We start from the raw sequence: 17,678 nt of genomic DNA, 5'->3' as shown, positions 1-17,678 counted from the left end.
CCATTTAAGTTTTACTCAACCTTTTTAAAACTCGTATTAAAGGTTTATTATTCTGAATCTGATTATTTCTATATTCATGTATAAGTTGTTCTTCTTGTTTACTTCTAGGCCTAGATGATTTTCTGATTTGTTCTTCAGAAGGAGAAATTAATCTAAATTTATTTTCCATGATGTTATCCTCCTACCTTCCTAATTCTACAAACTACCACAATTAAATTCAACTGTCTATTATTTTAAACTGTGGAACGTAAGTTATAAGGTAATTAAGCATATCAAAATCTACTATAACATGGTCCTTAATAAATAATTTGACGTTTTCTTCCGAATACTCATCATTAGCAATTTTAAGTGAAACGTTATAGAGCTGTTTTTCTAAGTCCGTTTTTGGCCCTAAATTAAAGATCAAAAAATTATTTTGCAAAAAGTCTACAGTTGCTAATAAAGCTGTTCTTTTGTTCCCATTGCTAAATGCCTGGTATCTGGCGATTGTATACCATAGACTAGCAGCTTTAGTGATTATTGTTGGTAGACGATTTTCTCCGAAAACAATTGAATTCTCAACTCTGTATAATAAGTTTTCAATTATGCCAGGCTCTTTTAAATAATAGTCACCGCTATATGATTCTTCATTAAAAATTTCTTGAGATTTAAAGTTTAGTTCACAAGTTCGTTTTACTGTTAAATAACTTATCGGCTGAGCTATAGCCAGTAACTTCTTTAAACCATTTAAAGTTGGAATTTCCATAATTGATGTACCATCTTCATTTGGCACTATCTTATTCCTATTGCTTTCGGTAGGTATTGGTTTCCACTTTTCTTTGGTAAGTAGTCCTTCACCAATTATTTCAGCAAATTCATTTAATTGCATTGTATTATCTTTTGCGTTGGGATCAAAAGGAAAAATTACAAGTCCATCATATTCTTGGTTTTTATAGTGAAATCTTTGCATACTGTTTCTCATATAAAAATTATATTATGTTCAAATTTTATCATTATCTTTAGGAAGCGTATTGGCATTATAACTTCTTCTGTTTAGTTCTCGAGTATAAATTCTTGTCACTAACCATTTAGAATACTCAAAGCAATAATATAAAAAAACAGTTATAAAAGCTAGTTTAAGGAAATAAATATATTGAATTTTATTAGGTGAAAACAATACATTTATTTTTAGATTAGGGCAACATTTGTTAGCATAACCAGCTGTAATCAATTATTTTATAGTTTTTTAACTTAATGGTTAGTATTTTTCAATGTACGAAATATCTTATACGTCTGGAAAGGCTAAAATCGACTTCATATGTCGAAATTATTGCTATAATCGTTGATATAAAGGTATTTTAAGAACTGAGTACAATATCTGTTTTCCCAATAATATGCAGTTACATTCTCATGTTGGTAATTTATTTTTGCTAGTATGAGAATTTTTAGTTTTTTGGAAGTTATAACAGCCCACTAAGATTCTTGCACAAGTATTCTGTTGAAAAATTATTTCTAATTTAAATAATAAAGAAGGATTGGGTCGCACGAACTGCTTGTATTTGATATAATGATTGCAAAGTTTTTTGACACTAAGATTTCTGCTGCAAACAGAATATTTTACAAATTGTCAAAAAGGTTTATAGTGTATACACGTCATTTTTTAAAGGTGGTGCAATGATGAAAAAATCTTATACAACCAGTGCAAATCAAGTATTAGAAATTGCACGTGAACAAGCACAGAATTTTCATCATCGTTTAATTGGTACTGAACACGTACTACTTGCGATGGTAATTGAATCTGATGGTGAAGCCGGCAAGAATTTGCGGGCCTGGGGTGCAACACCGAAAGCGATTCGTGAAGAAATTGAACGTTATACAGGCTATGGTTCAGCTGGTAAAACCAGTTACATGCAAATGTCACCGCGCCTCAGCATGGTCTTGGCATATGCTGGCACTTTAGCAGAACGTGAGGGTTCCTCTAAGATTAGAACCTGCCATATTCTGTTAGGCATGGTGCTCAATGAACAAATATTGGCATCTGTAATCTTACGTAATTTAAATATTGATCTTGATGGTTTGCGTAATGACATTTTACACAGTTTAGGTGAAGACGAACAAGACATGGATAACAGTGATCAATCTGATGATAGTAGCTGGTCCAGTTTTAATGGCACTGAAGAAAGCACTAATAAAAATTCAAGTACGCCAACTCTTGATCAGGTTTCAGTTAATTTAAACGAACGAGCTGAAAATGGTGAAATAGATCCTGTTATTGGTCGAGATCGAGAAGTAGCTCGAGTTATTGAAATTTTATCTCGGCGTAATAAAAATAATCCGGTTTTAATTGGGGAACCGGGTGTTGGTAAGACGGCAGTGGCAGAAGCGATAGCAACTGCAATTGTTGCGAAAAAAGTCCCACACGATTTATTAAAAAAGCAAGTGGTGTCACTTGACTTAGGTGGTCTTGTTGCCGGCACTAAATACCGTGGTGAATTTGAAGACCGCATGAAAAAAATCATTAAAGAAATCACTGCAAATGGCAACATCATTCTTTTTGTGGATGAAATGCACACTCTCATTGGAGCCGGTGGCGCTGAAGGCTCAATTGATGCAGCTAATATTTTAAAGCCATCTTTAGCGCGTGGCGATATTCAAATGATTGGTGCCACAACTTTTGATGAATATCAAAAATATGTTGAAAAGGATCAAGCATTAGCACGTCGTTTTCAAATTGTACGATTGAATGAACCTTCTCGCACTGAAACGCTGGCAATTTTAAACGGACTGAAATCAAAATATGAAAAATTTCATCACGTAAAAATATCACAGTCTGCATTAGAAAATGCTGTTGATCTTTCAAGTCGCTATATTTCTGACCGTTACTTACCGGATAAAGCAATCGATTTGATTGATGAGGCAAGTGCTGCTGTTAAAATTAAATCCGGTAAAGGCTCTAATAACCAGTTGCTGCAAATTAATGACCAAATTGAAAAAGTTATTAGTGAAAAAAATCATGCTGCTGTTAATCAGAACTTTGTCAAGGCTGCGCAACTCCAAGAAAGACAAAACAGTTTACAAAGAAGACAGGACGAATTAACAGCCAAATTTGATTTGGCAACTAACAAGGATGCTACAGTGCAAGCAGAAGATGTTGCAAAGGTAGTTTCAAATTGGACTGGTGTTCCTGTTACCCAAATGAATCGTGATGAAACTAAGCATTTGGCTAACCTTGAAAAAGACCTGCATAAACGGATTATTGGTCAGGAAAAAGCAGTTTCTGCTGTTAGCCGGGCAGTGCGCCGTAGTCGCAGCGGTATTAAAGATGAAAATAGACCGATTGGTTCCTTCTTGTTTTTGGGACCGACAGGTGTTGGTAAAACCGAATTGGCAAAAGCAATTGCCGCAGCCATATTTGGTTCTGAAAACAATTTGATTAGAATTGATATGTCTGAATATATGGATCAAATTGCTAATAGTAAGTTAATTGGTTCTGCTCCAGGATACGTTGGCTATGATGAAGGCGGTCAATTGACTGAACAAGTTCGTCGGCATCCATACTCGGTCGTACTATTTGATGAAGTAGAAAAGGCCCATCCAGATGTATTTAATTTATTGTTACAAGTTCTGGAAGATGGCTTTTTGACTGATTCCAAGGGTCGAAAGATAGACTTTAAAAATACAATTATTATTATGACCTCTAATCTGGGTTCCCGTTCGCTGTTTGAAACTAAAGCTGTAGGATTTAATGCTGATAATACGAGCCAGATAAAACTGCGACAGGATCGCGTTCGTGAAGCATTAAAACAGTTCTTTAGACCTGAATTCTTAAATAGAATTGACGAAACGGTCATTTTTGATGAGCTTAATCAAAAACAATTACGTCAAATTGTTACTCTTTTAACTCGTAAACTAATAGATCGTTTGCATAAGCAAGGCGTACAGCTCAAAATTTCTCGTGCGGCTCTAGATAAAATTGCAAAAGATGGTTATAATCCCGAAATGGGCGCAAGGCCCCTGCGTCGTGCAATTCAAAAAGATATTGAAGATGAAATTGCTACAATGTTGATCAAGGGCGATCTTAATAGTGGTGATATTCTAAAAATTGGTTGCAGTCACAATCATTTAAAATTTGAAGTTAATAAAGAAGATAAAAATAACTTAGTAGGGGCAAAGTAAATTAATTGACACACTTGTAATAGTTTGTTATAGTAGTGCGTGATTAAAAGGCTGATTTTCAGGATTTTGCTGATCTATTGTCCAGCAAAATAATAAAGGACAAAAACGACAATTGTTGTTTTTGTCTTTTTTATGCATAAAATTCCGGCTTTTTGAATTTGTAATCAAAATGTAATATTAGCTTTCTCTGACAGAAAGGGTGTTTTCTCCTTGTTAAATGGACACGTAGTGAATTTTGGCAAACATCGGACAAGACGTAGCTTTTCCCGCATTAAAGAAGTGCTGGATCTGCCTAACTTGACAGATGTGCAGACCGAATCATACCAATGGTTTTTGGATGAAGGTATTAAAGACGTTTTTGACGATATCATGCCAATTAGTGACTTTTCAGGTAAGCTTTCCCTGGAATATTTGGGCTATAAACTGCAAAAGCCAAAATATACCGTTGATGAAGCACGTGATCATGATGCAACTTATGCTGCTCCCATGCACGTTACTTTAAAATTAACTAATCAAAAAACCGGTGAGATTAAAACTCAAGATGTTTTCTTTGGCGATTTGCCATTAATGACTGAATCTGGCTCATTTATTATTAATGGTGCTGAAAGAGTTATCGTTTCGCAGCTGGTTAGGTCGCCAAGTGTTTATTATTCTGGCGATTATGATAAAAATGGTCGCCAAATATTTGGTACTACAGTAATTCCTAACCGTGGTGCCTGGCTTGAATATGAAACTGATGCTAAAAATGTTTCCTATGTTCGAGTTGACCGTACTCGTAAGTTGCCTTTGACTGTTTTAATCAGAGCTCTTGGAATTGGTTCAGATGATGAAATTTTAGATCTTTTTGGCCAAAGCGATACATTACAATTTACTTTGGATAAGGACGTCCATAAGAATCCAGCTGATTCTCGTGTAGCTGAAGCATTAAAGGACATTTATGAACGTCTACGTCCTGGTGAGCCAAAGACAACTGATTCTTCAAGATCACTGCTTTATGCACGTTTCTTTGACCCACGTCGTTACGATTTAGCACCTGTTGGTCGCTACAAAGTTAACAAAAAGTTATCTTTAAAGAGTCGCTTATATGGTCAAACTTTGGCAGAAACATTAGCAGATCCTGATACAGGTGAAATTATTGCTAAAAAAGGTACTATTGTAACACACGAAGTGATGGATACACTTGAAAAGTATCTTGATCGTGATGATTTTAAGATGGTTACTTACCAACCATCTCAAGAAGGCGTATTACCTGATCCAATTAACGTCCAGGAAATTAAAGTTTACTCCAAAGTAAATCCAGAACGTGTTGTCAAATTGATTTCTAATGGTCATATTGATAAAAAAGTTAAGTATTTGACACCAGCTGACGTTCTAGCATCAATTAATTATTTCTTCCTATTACAAGATGAAATTGGTACAACCGATGATATTGATCACCTTGGTAATCGTCGTATTCGTCGCGTGGGCGAATTGCTGCAGAATCAATTTAGAATTGGTTTGGCTCGTATGGAACGTGTTGTAAGAGAAAGAATGTCAATTCAGGATCCTTCAACCGTTACACCACAACAATTGATTAACATTAGACCAATTGTAGCCAGCATCAAAGAGTTCTTTGGTTCATCACAATTGTCACAATTTATGGACCAGCATAACCCGCTTGGCGAATTAACGCATAAGCGTCGTATGTCAGCTTTAGGGCCTGGTGGTTTAACTCGTGATCGTGCAGGATACGAAGTGCGTGATGTTCACTATACCCAATATGGTCGTTTATGTCCTATTGAAACTCCTGAAGGTCCAAACATTGGTTTGATTAACTCACTGGCTACATATGCGGTGATTAACAAATATGGTTTTATTGAGACACCATACCGTCGTGTTTCCTGGAAGACACACAAAGTTACTAACAAGATTGATTATCTTACAGCTGATGTTGAAGATAACTATATTATTGCTGGTGCTAATACCCCACTTAATCCGGACGGTTCATTTAAAGATGATCTTGTTTTAGCACGTCATAAAGAAGATAACGTCGAAGTTAGTCCAGATAAAATTGACTACATGGACGTTATTCCTAAGCAGGTTGTTTCGGTTGCTTCTGCATGTATTCCGTTTTTGGAAAACGATGACTCTAACCGTGCATTAATGGGAGCTAACCAGCAAAGACAAGCTGCACCTTTGATTAATCCTCATAGCTGCCTTGTCGGTACAGGTATGGAGTATCGTGCGGCTCATGATTCAGGAGCTGCTGTTTTGGCTAAAGCTGCTGGTACTGTTGAATATGTTGATGCTAACACAATTAGAGTTAGACGCGATGACAGCACATTAGATAAATATACACTGGAAAAATATCGTCGTTCAAATAATTCAAAATCTTACAATCAAACTCCTAACGTTAATTTAGGTGATAAGGTTGAAAAAGGTGAAGTTATTGCCAATGGTCCGACAATGGATCATGGTGAACTTGCTCTTGGTCAAAATCCTGTTATCGCCTTTATGACTTGGAATATGTATAACTACGAAGATGCCATCATGCTTTCTGAGCGGCTTGTTAAAGATGACGTTTATACTTCAATTAGTATTGAAGATTATGAATCTGAAGCTAGAGACACTAAACTAGGTCCTGAAGAAATCACTCGTGAATTGCCAAATGTTGGTGAAGATGCACTTAAAGATCTTGATAGTCAAGGTATTGTTCGTGTAGGTGCCGAAGTACATGATGGAGATATTCTGGTTGGTAAAGTTACACCTAAAGGTGTTACTGAATTATCAGCAGAAGAGAGACTTCTTCATGCTATCTTTGGTGAAAAAGCACGCGAAGTTCGTGATACATCATTGCGTGTTCCTCACGGTGGTGGCGGTATTGTCCGCGATGTCAAAGTTTATACCAGAGAAAATGGTGATGAACTTTCTCCTGGTGTTAATACTTTAGTAAGAGTTTATATTGCACAAAAGAGAAAAATCCAAGTTGGAGATAAGATGTCTGGTCGTCATGGTAATAAAGGTACTGTTGCTGCAGTTGTGCCAGAAGAAGACATGCCTTATTTGCCAGATGGAACTCCAGTAGATATTTGTTTAAACCCGATGGGTGTTCCTTCACGTATGAATATTGGACAGCTTTTGGAATTACACCTTGGCCGTGCAGCAGATAACCTAGGTATTCATGTCGCTACACCAGTATTTGACGGAGCCAATGAAGATGATGTTTGGGATACTGTTCATAAGGCTGGTATTGATAAAGATGGTAAAACCGTTCTTTACGATGGCCGCACCGGTGAACCATTCCATAACCGCGTTTCCGTTGGTATCATGCACTATTTGAAATTGACTCACATGGTTGATGATAAGATTCACGCACGTTCAATTGGGCCTTACTCATTAGTAACGCAACAACCTCTTGGTGGTAAAGCACAGTTTGGTGGGCAGCGTTTTGGTGAAATGGAAGTTTGGGCCCTTGAAGCATACGGTGCTGCATATACTCTGCAGGAAATTTTGACCTACAAATCAGATGATGTTGTTGGTCGTGTTAAAGCATATGAAGCAATAGTTAAGGGTGAAAGAATTCCTAAGCCAGGTGTTCCGGAATCATTCCGTGTTCTTGTTAAAGAACTGCAATCATTAGGTTTGGATATACGTGTTCTTGATATGAATCATAAAGAAATTGAATTGCGTGATATGGATGATGATTCAAATGAGCATTTGAACATTGATACCCTATCCAAGATGGCGGAAGAGCAACAACGTAAGAAGTTAGCCGAAGAAACCGCTGATTCTGAAGATAATAAAACGGAGACAGAAGAACCGAAGGTCCCTGTAGATAAATCTGACGATGATAATAAGATTTCTCAATAAGTAGGAGGTTAAACTTTTGATCGACGTAAATAAATTTGAAAGCATGCAAATTGGTCTTGCCTCTCCTAATAAAATTCGTAGCTGGTCATACGGTGAAGTTAAAAAGCCGGAAACTATCAATTATCGAACTTTAAAGCCGGAAAAAGACGGTTTATTTGATGAACGAATTTTTGGACCGACAAAAGATTGGTCATGTGCATGTGGTAAATATAAGGGTGTGAGATACCGCGGGATCGTTTGTGATCGCTGTGGTGTTGAAGTTACCTCCTCTAAAGTTAGAAGAGAGCGGATGGGTCATATTGAATTGGCTGCACCTGTTACTCATATTTGGTACTTTAAAGGTATTCCATCAAGAATGGGACTTATTTTGGATATTTCTCCCAGACTTCTTGAAGAAGTAATCTATTTTGCGGCTTATATTGTAATTGATCCAGGTGATACTGAGCTTGAATTTAAACAGCTTTTGACTGAAGCTGAATATCGTGAGCAAAAAGCAAAATATGGCAATCGTTTTACTGCCAAAATGGGTGCAGAAGCAATTCGTGATTTGCTTCGGAAGGTTGATTTAAATAAAGAAGTTACCGATTTAAAGAAAGAATTGGAAACTGCAACTGGTCAAAAACGGACTCGGGCAATCAGAAGACTTGATATTCTTGATGCCTTTAAAGATTCCGGTAACAAGCCAGAATGGATGGTTATTGATGCAGTACCTGTTATACCACCAGATTTAAGGCCGATGGTGCAACTCGAAGGTGGTCGTTTTGCAACTTCTGATTTAAACGACTTATATCGGCGTGTTATCAACCGTAATAATAGGTTAAAGAGATTACTTGACTTAAATGCTCCTAATATCATTGTGCAAAATGAAAAACGGATGTTGCAAGAAGCCGTTGATGCATTGATTGATAATGGTCGTCGTGGTCGTTCTGTGGTCGGACCAGGTAATCGTCCGCTGAAATCTTTATCACACATGCTTAAGGGTAAACAGGGACGTTTCCGTCAAAACTTATTAGGTAAACGTGTTGACTATTCCGGTCGTTCAGTTATCGATGTTTCACCAAAATTGAAATTCTATCAATGTGGTGTTCCTCGTCCAATGGCTCTGGAATTGTTCAAACCATTTGTAATGCATGAACTCGTTAAGCGTAAGATTGCTACCAATATTAAGAGCGCTAAGCGGAAAATTGACCGCGAAGACGATGATGTCTGGGATGTACTTGAGGATGTCATTAAGGAAAGAACGGTGTTACTAAACCGTGCACCTACTTTGCACCGTTTAAGTATTCAAGCTTTTGAACCTGTTCTAGTGCCGGGCAAATCTATTCGACTGCACCCTCTTGCCTGTGAAGCATATAATGCTGACTTTGATGGTGACCAGATGGCTATCCATGTGCCATTATCTGACGAAGCTGTTGCGGAATCACGGATGCTAATGCTGGCTGCTCACCATATTTTGGCTCCTAAGGACGGTAAGCCAATTGTTACTCCCTCTCAAGATATAGTTTTGGGTAATTATTGGTTAACTCAAGCTGAAAAGGGCCGTGAAGGTGAAGGAATGATTTTCAACTCACCTGATGAAGCAACCGTTGCATATAATAATGGTGACATTCATTATCACACCATTATTGGGATGTCAGCTGATTCGATGCCAGAAAAGGCATGGCCAAAAGGATATGAACATGGCATCTTTGTCACTACTTATGGTCGAATCATCTTTAATCTGATTTTCCCAGATGACTATTTCTATGTTAATGAGCCAACTGAAGAAAATTTAAATAACCCACTTGCTGCCAAGTATTTCTTGGAACCGGGCGAAGATATCCATGAAAAAATTGATAGTGTTGCAAGTGATTTGATTTCTACACCGTTTAAGAAATCATTCCTGTCTGATTCAATTGCTACAATTTATAAATATTATAAGGTTCAAAGAACATCTGAATATCTTGATGACTTAAAGACTTTAGGTTATACCAGTTCAACTACTTCTGGTATTACAATCGGGATGACCGATGTTCCTGAAATCCAAGATAAAGATGAAAAGGTTGCTAAAGCCCATAAACAAGTAGATATTGTGTCTAAACAGTTTAGACGTGGTTTAATCACTGAAGATGAGAGACACGACAGGGTAATTAGCATTTGGAATGATTGTAAAGATCAAGTTCAAGATGAAATTGCCCAGATTTATGACCCACGTAATCCTATTACTATCATGGCCGATTCAGGAGCTCGTGGTAACATTTCCAACTTTACACAGCTTGCTGGTATGCGTGGCTTGATGGCTACACCAAACGGTGGGTTGTTCGAAATTCCAGTTACTTCTAACTTTAAGGAAGGTTTGTCAGTTCTAGAATTATTCATGTCTACTCATGGTGCTCGTAAGGGAATGACCGATACCGCCTTGAAGACTGCTCAGTCTGGCTACTTGACTCGTCGTCTAGTAGATGTTGCACAGGATGTTATTATTCGTGATGATGACTGTGGGACTGACCGTGGCATTAATGTTCATGCAATTATGGAGGGTGACGAATTAATTGAACCGCTCTATGATCGTTTACTTGGCCGCTTTACTGCCGAAACAGTGAAGGATCCAAAGACTGGTGCTACAATTGTTGGTCGCAATGTCATGATGGATGAAAACTTAGCACATCAGATTTGTGATGCTGGTGTAACTAACGTGAAGATCCGTTCGATCCTAACTTGTGATACACCACATGGTGTTTGTCGCAAGTGTTACGGTATGAACCTTGCCACTGGAGAAGAAGTCGAAGTTGGTGAAGCAGTTGGTACAGTTGCTGCTCAATCTATCGGTGAACCTGGTACTCAGCTTACTTTACGTACTTTCCACAATGGTGGTGTTGCAGGTGCTGAAGATATTACGCAAGGTCTTCCTCGTGTGCAGGAATTGTTTGAAGCTCGTAATCCTAAGGGTCGTGCGATAATTTCTGAAGTAGATGGAGTAATTGATTCAATTCAGGAAAATCCTGCTGAACATACTCGTGAAATTACTGTTAAGGGTAGGATCGATACTAGAAGTTACAGCGTGCCTTATACTGCTTCGGTAGCTGTTGCTGAGGGTGACGAAGTTCATCGCGGTGACAAGTTGACTCTTGGATCTATTGATCCGAAAGAATTAATTCAGGTTACTGATACATTAACTACTGAAGAGTATATTTTGGTCGAAGTCCAAAAAGCATACAGGATGCAAGGTGTTGATATTTCAGATAAGCACGTTGAAGTATTAACTAGACAAATGTTGCAAAAAGTTCGTGTGCTCGATCCTGGAGAAACTGATCTTTTACCTGGTGAGGTAATGGATATCAATCAGTTTAAGGAACGTAACAAAGCTGTGATTATTTCTGGTGGTATTCCTGCAACTGCACAAAGTGTAATTTTAGGTATTACTAAAGCCGCTCTTGAAACCAACAGTTTCTTGTCAGCTGCTTCCTTCCAGGAAACAACTCGTGTTCTAACTGATGCTTCTATCAGAGGAAAGAATGATCCGCTACTTGGATTAAAAGAAAATGTTATTATTGGTAAGATAATTCCAGCTGGTACTGGTCTTCCGATTTATCGTGATATGGAACCTGAGTCAGATGTAAAGAAACCTAAATCTGTTTATTCAATTGCTGATATTGAGAAAAAGATGAAGGAAGCAGACCAAGCTAAGGAATCATAATCTGATTTAATTAAAAAACTGTTCCGTTAGAAAATACTAACGGGACAGTTTTTTGTTTGGAATTTTATGAACTATTGGTGATATTTTAATTAAAAAATGTTATAATCAGACAAAATCAAGCGGGGGATGTAGAAGTTGAGAGTAAATGATTTTTCTTTAAAGAGACTTGTATTATTAGCATTATTAACTGCGATTAACGTCGTTATTAGTCGAATTTTCATTATTCCAATGCCCTTGACTCATGGAAATATTAATTTATGTGATGCGATTATTTATATAGTGGCGCTTTTATACGGTCCAATGGCCGGAGGCATAGTTGGAGGTCTTTCTGGATTTTTACTTGATCTTCTTGGTGGATATGGGCAGTTCATGTTATTTTCTCTTGTTGTCCATGGTTTAGAAGGTTTTTTTGTTGGTTTAGTCTTTAAATACTGGAATTTAAAAAATCAATTAGTCAAAGGTGCTGTCGCCGGAGCTATAGGAGTATTCTTTATGGTAGGTGGCTATTTTATCACTAATACAGTTCTTTATACTTGGGCTGCAGGACTTGCCAGTCTTTTTACCAATGCAATTCAAGGAGTAGTCGGAGTTGTTATAGCCATAGTACTGCTGCCTAGTTTTCAAAATCTGATGGCAAGATACAACTAATACTTACGTGAAAAAATTATTTTTACTAGTTTATTAAAGCTGCTATTTCATTTTATATGGATCCCAGCTTTTTATTTGCACAAAAGTTGAATGATTAATCCAATATAAATAAAAGGAATAAAAGCAACAGGCTCCTTTTTGCTCATTTTACTGCCCAAAAAAACAATAAGCAAAGCTATTGAAGCAGTTAAAAAAGTTAAATTGGCGAATTGGGAGTTAAAGTAGAAAGATAAGATTAGGTAGACTATTAAGTCTCCACTACCACATTTTTTTCTAACTGTCTCAAAAAGAAAAAACAAAAAAATAGGTAAAAATTCTATGAGATCAGTAGTGCTAATTCTATAAAAATTATTCATTATATGTTGAAGCGAAATAACAAGTGCAGGCAGTACCAGTGTAATATCGAATTCCTGAACCTGATAATCGCTGATAGCAGCTAGTAGAAGACTAAACAAAACAATCGCCGTACAAATATCATGTATGCTGCTAAAATCAATTTTATAAAAAGCGAAACCGCCTAAAAATTCTGTTAAAAAATATTCACAGGGGATGTGAATTTTACAATAACGGCAACGACCTTTAAGTATTAAATAGGAAATTAAAGGTATTTCATCTAACAAGCACAGCTGTTGATTACAATTAGTGCATTTTGAGCGACTGAAGATAAAGTCTTCTTTGCCGAGTCTTTCGATAATTACACATGCATGAGAAGCTAGACATGTACCAATCAAAAAATTGCTGATTCCAAAAATCCATTTCATATTGTTTACCTCGCTTAAATCAAATACGCAAAAAATATCATCTGCTTTTCAATTAGTAAAAATAATTTGCTTTTTTGCGACAAGCGAGTACAATAGTCAATGTGTATTTTGATGATTATCTGGGACTTAAAAAAGAAACTCCTGGATGTGTGAACAAAATAATGAATTTTTTAGGAGGAAAATTTAATGCCAACTATTAACCAATTGGTAAGAAAAGGCCGTCATACTAAGACGACTAAATCAAAGTCACCAGCTTTAAGCTATGGCTACAACAGTATGAAGAAAGAATTAGTAGCTAACCCAGCGCCCCAAATGCGTGGAGTTGCAACTCGTGTCGGCACTATGACACCAAAGAAGCCAAACTCAGCTTTGCGGAAGTATGCTCGTGTTCGTCTTTCTAACCTGATTGAAGTAACTGCTTATATTCCAGGTGAAGGCCATAATTTACAGGAACACTCTGTTGTGTTAATTCGTGGTGGTCGTGTAAAGGACCTTCCTGGTGTTCGTTACCATATTATTCGTGGTGCTCTTGATACTGCTGGTGTTGAAGGCAGAAAGCAAGGACGTTCCAAATACGGTGCCAAGAAAGATTAAGGAGGAGTTAAATAATGCCTAGAAAAGGACATGTAGCTAAAAGAGATATTTTAGCGGATCCAGTATATAATTCAAAGCTTGTAACTAAGTTGATCAACCACTTAATGATCGATGGTAAAAGAGCTAAGGCTTCATCCATTCTTTATGATGCTTTTGACATTGTTAAAGAAAAGACCGGCAAAGAGCCACTTGATGTTTTTGAAGAAGCTATGAATAATATTATGCCTGTTTTGGAAGTTAGAGCTCGCCGTATTGGTGGTTCAAACTATCAGATTCCAGTTGAAGTTCGTCCTGAAAGAAGAACTACTTTAGGTTTAAGATGGTTAGTTTCTTACGCTCGTTTACGTAATGAACATACTATGGATGAACGCTTGGCTAACGAAATTATTGATGCTTCAAACAATACTGGCTCAGCTGTTAAAAAGCGTGAAGATGTTCACCGTATGGCTGAAGCTAACCGTGCATTTGCACACTATCGTTTCTAATTTTTTAGGGAAAGGAAAAAATCTATGGCTAATAAGCGTGAATTTCCATTAGAAAAAACACGTAACATTGGTATTATGGCCCACATTGATGCGGGTAAGACTACCACAACAGAGCGTATTCTTTATTACACTGGTAAGATCCATAAAATTGGTGAAACCCATGAGGGTGATTCACAAATGGACTGGATGGATGAAGAAAAAGAACGTGGTATCACTATTACTTCTGCAGCTACTACTGCACAATGGAAAGATTACAGAATTAACATTATCGATACCCCTGGACACGTTGACTTCACTATCGAAGTTGAACGTTCCTTGCGTGTTCTTGATGGTGCCGTAACTGTTCTTGACGCTCAAGCTGGTGTGGAACCTCAAACTGAAAATGTTTGGCGCCAGGCTGAAACTTACGGTGTTCCTCGAATTGTTTTTGTAAACAAAATGGATAAGATTGGAGCAGACTTTGACAAATCTGTTAAGTCTTTGCACGAACGTTTAAATGCCAATGCTCTAGCTGTGCAAATGCCAATTGGTTCTGCCGAAAGCTTTGAAGGTGTTATTGACTTACTTGACATGGTAGCTGATGTTTATGATGAAGATAAGCTTGGCTCCAAATGGGATACTATTCCTGTTCCTGATGAATACAAAGAAGAAGCTGAAAAACGTCGCTCCGAATTAATTGAACAAGTAGCTGATGTTGATGATGATATCATGGAAAAATACCTTAATGGTGATGAGATTTCCGTTGATGAATTAAAAGCTGCTATTCGTAAAGCTACATTGGACTTGAAGATTTTCCCTGTATTTGCAGGCTCAGCTTTTAAGAACAAGGGTGTACAGATGATGCTTGATGGTGTTGTTGATTACTTACCATCTCCGTTAGATGTTAAGCCTTATGTTGCTCATGATCCAAAAACTGGTGAAGAAGTTGAATTAGTTGCTGGAGATGAAAAGCCATTTTCCGCTTTGGCGTTTAAGATTGCTACTGATCCATTTGTTGGTCGTTTGACTTATATTCGTGTTTACACTGGTTCACTTGAATCAGGTTCATATGTTTTGAATGCTTCTAAGAATAGTCGTGAACGTGTTGGTCGTTTGTTGCAAATGCATGCTAACTCACGAAGTGAAATTTCTGAAGTATTCTCCGGTGATATTGCTGGTGCTATCGGTTTAAAGAATACTACTACCGGTGATTCATTAACTGATCCTGATCACCCATTAATTTTGGAAAGTTTGGAAGTTCCAGATCCGGTTATTCAAGTTTCAATTGAGCCAGAATCAAAAGCTGACCGTGACAAACTTGATGTTGCTTTGCAAAAATTAACTGAAGAGGATCCAACCTTTAGAGCAGAAACAAACGCTGAAACAGGTCAAACTTTGATTTCCGGAATGGGTGAATTACACCTGCAAATCATGGTTGAACGTATGAAGCGTGAATTCCACGTTGAAGCTAAGATTGGTGAACCACAAGTTGCTTACCGTGAAACCTTCACTAAGCCTGCTAAAGCACAAGGTAAATTTGTGCGTCAATCAGGTGGTAAAGGTCAATATGGTGACGTTTGGATTGAATTTACACCAAATGAAAGAGGAAAAGGTTACGAATTTGAAGACGCCATTGTTGGTGGTGTTGTTCCTCGTGAATTTATCCCTGCTGTTGATGCTGGTTTGCAAGAATCTATGAAGAACGGCATCTTGGCAGGTTACCCACTGATTGATGTAAAAGCTAAACTTTATGACGGTAGTTACCACGAAGTCGACTCTTCTGAAGCTGCCTTCAAAGTTGCTGCATCATTGGCATTGAGAAATGCTGCACCTAAGGCTGGTGCAGTTATCCTTGAACCTATTATGAAGGTTCAAGTTATCACACCTGAAGATTACTTAGGTGACGTAATGGGTTCAATTACTGCTCGTCGTGGTACAATGGATAACATGCAAGATCGTGCCGGCGCTAAAGTGTTGAATTCAATGGTTCCTCTGGCAGAAATGTTTGGTTATGCTACCACCTTACGTTCTTCAACTCAAGGCCGTGGCACATTTACGATGGTCTTTGATCATTACTCACCAACTCCTAAGTCTATTCAAGAGGATATCATCAAAAAACGTGGCGGTAACGCTGAATAATTTTCAATAATTAATAATATAAAAACAAGTTATTAACTATAAAAATCGAGCTATTGGTAAAGCCAGTGGCTCTTTTTTTATCAAAAATTTCGTTTCTGAATAAATTATTTGAGAATTTTTCTGTTTGTAGTAGACTTCTTAAACATAAAATTAAGGATTTTATTTAAAAAAGTATAAAAATTGTATTTTTCTATTCTAAAAGATGAAAAAAGTTCCTTTAATCCTTGATAATTAAGCTTAAAACGGTTATACTATTTTTTGTGTGTCTAGGGCATAGTCTGCCTTAAAGCACATATTGTTGTAAAGCATTGATACAAAAGGTTGCGGCACACCAGGCTGCATTGCCACAGAGGTTGTGTCGGTAATTTTTGTGGAAGCTAGTCATCTTTTAAAGAAGACGTTGAGGAGGTAATTTAATGGCAAGTCAATCAATTCGTATCAGACTTAAGTCATACGAACATGGTATTCTCGATGAATCAGCTGCTAAAATTGTAGCTACTGCAAAGAGAACTGGAGCTGAAATTTCAGGTCCAGTTCCATTGCCAACAGAAAGGGTATTGTTCACTGTTTTGCGTTCACCACACAAGAACAAGGACTCACGTGAACAATTTGAAATTCGTACGCATAAGCGTTTAATCGATATTTTAAATCCAACACCTAAAACTGTTGACTCTTTAATGAAGCTTGATTTACCAAGTGGTGTTGACATCGAAATTAAACTTTAATTTTAAAAAGAAAGAGGTGTAATCATGACCAAAGGAATCTTAGGAAGAAAAGTTGGTATGACCCAAATCTTCACTAAAGATGGTATCCTCGTGCCTGTAACAGTTGTTGAAGCAACGCCTAACGTAGTTATGCAAGTTAAGACAGTTGAATCAGACGGCTACGAAGCAGTTCAATTAGGATATCAAGATAAGCGTGAAGTTTTGAGCAACAAACCAGAAAAAGGTCATGCTGCAAAAGCAAAGACTTCGCCTAAGCGCTTCATACGTGAAATCCGCGGAGTTGAGCTTAAGGACTATGAAGTCGGCTCAGAAGTTACTGTGGACACATTTAAGGAAGGTGACGTAGTTGACGTCACTGGTACTACAAGAGGTCATGGATACCAAGGTAACATTAAACGTTGGGGCCAATCACGTGGACCAGAAACTCACGGTTCAAGATACCATAGAATTCCTGGTTCAATGGGTTCAATCATTAACCGTGTGCCTAAAGGCAAACGTCTGCCAGGTCACATGGGAATGAAGAAAGTTACCATTGAAAACTTAGTAATTGAAAAAGTTGTAGCAGATAAGAATGTTTTGTTAATTAAAGGCAACGTTCCTGGCGCTAAGAATTCATTGCTTACTGTTAGATCTGCTGTAAAAAATAATAAATAGGAAGGAGGACTAG

At 37.4% G+C, this 17,678-nt stretch carries 12 protein-coding genes; 9 read left to right on the top strand and 3 right to left on the bottom strand.

Annotated elements, in window-relative coordinates:
* Nucleotides 1-4: 4 nt before the first annotated feature.
* Together JF76_RS10245 and JF76_RS09990 are read right to left on the bottom strand one after the other, a co-directional pair.
* Nucleotides 5-169: a hypothetical protein gene (locus JF76_RS10245; protein ID WP_156962767.1), complete on the bottom strand. Its 165-nt coding sequence runs from the start codon at nucleotides 167-169 to the stop codon at nucleotides 5-7.
* A gap of 48 nt (nucleotides 170-217) precedes the next feature.
* Nucleotides 218-949, bottom strand: coding sequence for a type II toxin-antitoxin system death-on-curing family toxin (locus tag JF76_RS09990; RefSeq protein WP_052697095.1), 732 nt, complete (start codon nucleotides 947-949; stop codon nucleotides 218-220).
* 707 nt (nucleotides 950-1,656) lie between these two features.
* Here JF76_RS09990 and JF76_RS07410 point away from each other — a divergent pair.
* From JF76_RS07410 to JF76_RS07395, 4 genes are all read left to right on the top strand, one after another.
* Nucleotides 1,657-4,155 (top strand): ATP-dependent Clp protease ATP-binding subunit, encoded by a 2,499-nt coding sequence (locus JF76_RS07410; protein WP_045928460.1) that lies wholly within the window; start codon nucleotides 1,657-1,659, stop codon nucleotides 4,153-4,155.
* A gap of 210 nt (nucleotides 4,156-4,365) precedes the next feature.
* Nucleotides 4,366-8,004, top strand: coding sequence for a DNA-directed RNA polymerase subunit beta (rpoB, locus tag JF76_RS07405; protein WP_045928459.1), 3,639 nt, complete (start codon nucleotides 4,366-4,368; stop codon nucleotides 8,002-8,004).
* 16 nt (nucleotides 8,005-8,020) lie between these two features.
* Nucleotides 8,021-11,680: a DNA-directed RNA polymerase subunit beta' gene (gene rpoC / locus JF76_RS07400; RefSeq protein WP_045928458.1), complete on the top strand. Its 3,660-nt coding sequence runs from the start codon at nucleotides 8,021-8,023 to the stop codon at nucleotides 11,678-11,680.
* Between the two features lie 135 nt (nucleotides 11,681-11,815).
* Nucleotides 11,816-12,328 carry an ECF transporter S component gene (locus tag JF76_RS07395; RefSeq protein WP_045928457.1) on the top strand — a complete coding sequence of 171 codons (513 nt, stop codon included), beginning with the start codon at nucleotides 11,816-11,818 and terminating at the stop codon, nucleotides 12,326-12,328.
* A gap of 71 nt (nucleotides 12,329-12,399) precedes the next feature.
* On the opposite strand, the gene JF76_RS07390 is transcribed toward JF76_RS07395, so the two are convergent.
* Nucleotides 12,400-13,089: a prepilin peptidase gene (locus tag JF76_RS07390; RefSeq protein ID WP_045928456.1), complete on the bottom strand. Its 690-nt coding sequence runs from the start codon at nucleotides 13,087-13,089 to the stop codon at nucleotides 12,400-12,402.
* Nucleotides 13,090-13,275: 186 nt separating this feature from the next.
* Here JF76_RS07390 and rpsL point away from each other — a divergent pair, with 186 nt between their 5' ends.
* From rpsL to rplC, 5 genes are all read left to right on the top strand, one after another.
* Nucleotides 13,276-13,683 carry a 30S ribosomal protein S12 gene (gene rpsL / locus JF76_RS07385; protein WP_034980479.1) on the top strand — a complete coding sequence of 136 codons (408 nt, stop codon included), beginning with the start codon at nucleotides 13,276-13,278 and terminating at the stop codon, nucleotides 13,681-13,683.
* 14 nt (nucleotides 13,684-13,697) lie between these two features.
* Nucleotides 13,698-14,168: a 30S ribosomal protein S7 gene (gene rpsG / locus JF76_RS07380; RefSeq protein ID WP_034980476.1), complete on the top strand. Its 471-nt coding sequence runs from the start codon at nucleotides 13,698-13,700 to the stop codon at nucleotides 14,166-14,168.
* Nucleotides 14,169-14,192: 24 nt separating this feature from the next.
* Complete coding sequence (gene fusA / locus JF76_RS07375; protein ID WP_034980473.1) at nucleotides 14,193-16,286, top strand: elongation factor G; 2,094 nt, start codon at nucleotides 14,193-14,195, stop codon at nucleotides 16,284-16,286.
* Between the two features lie 416 nt (nucleotides 16,287-16,702).
* On the top strand, nucleotides 16,703-17,011 hold the full coding sequence (gene rpsJ / locus JF76_RS07370) for a 30S ribosomal protein S10 (protein ID WP_045928455.1): 309 nt from the start codon (nucleotides 16,703-16,705) through the stop codon (nucleotides 17,009-17,011).
* Between the two features lie 24 nt (nucleotides 17,012-17,035).
* On the top strand, nucleotides 17,036-17,665 hold the full coding sequence (gene rplC, locus JF76_RS07365) for a 50S ribosomal protein L3 (protein WP_034980468.1): 630 nt from the start codon (nucleotides 17,036-17,038) through the stop codon (nucleotides 17,663-17,665).
* Nucleotides 17,666-17,678: the final 13 nt, after the last annotated feature.

The organism is Lactobacillus kullabergensis, from assembly GCF_000967195.1.
GTDB classification, from domain to species: domain Bacteria; phylum Bacillota; class Bacilli; order Lactobacillales; family Lactobacillaceae; genus Lactobacillus; species Lactobacillus kullabergensis.
The sequence above is the reverse complement of the archived record's forward strand: the minus strand, read 5'-3'. Positions and strand labels throughout refer to the sequence as shown.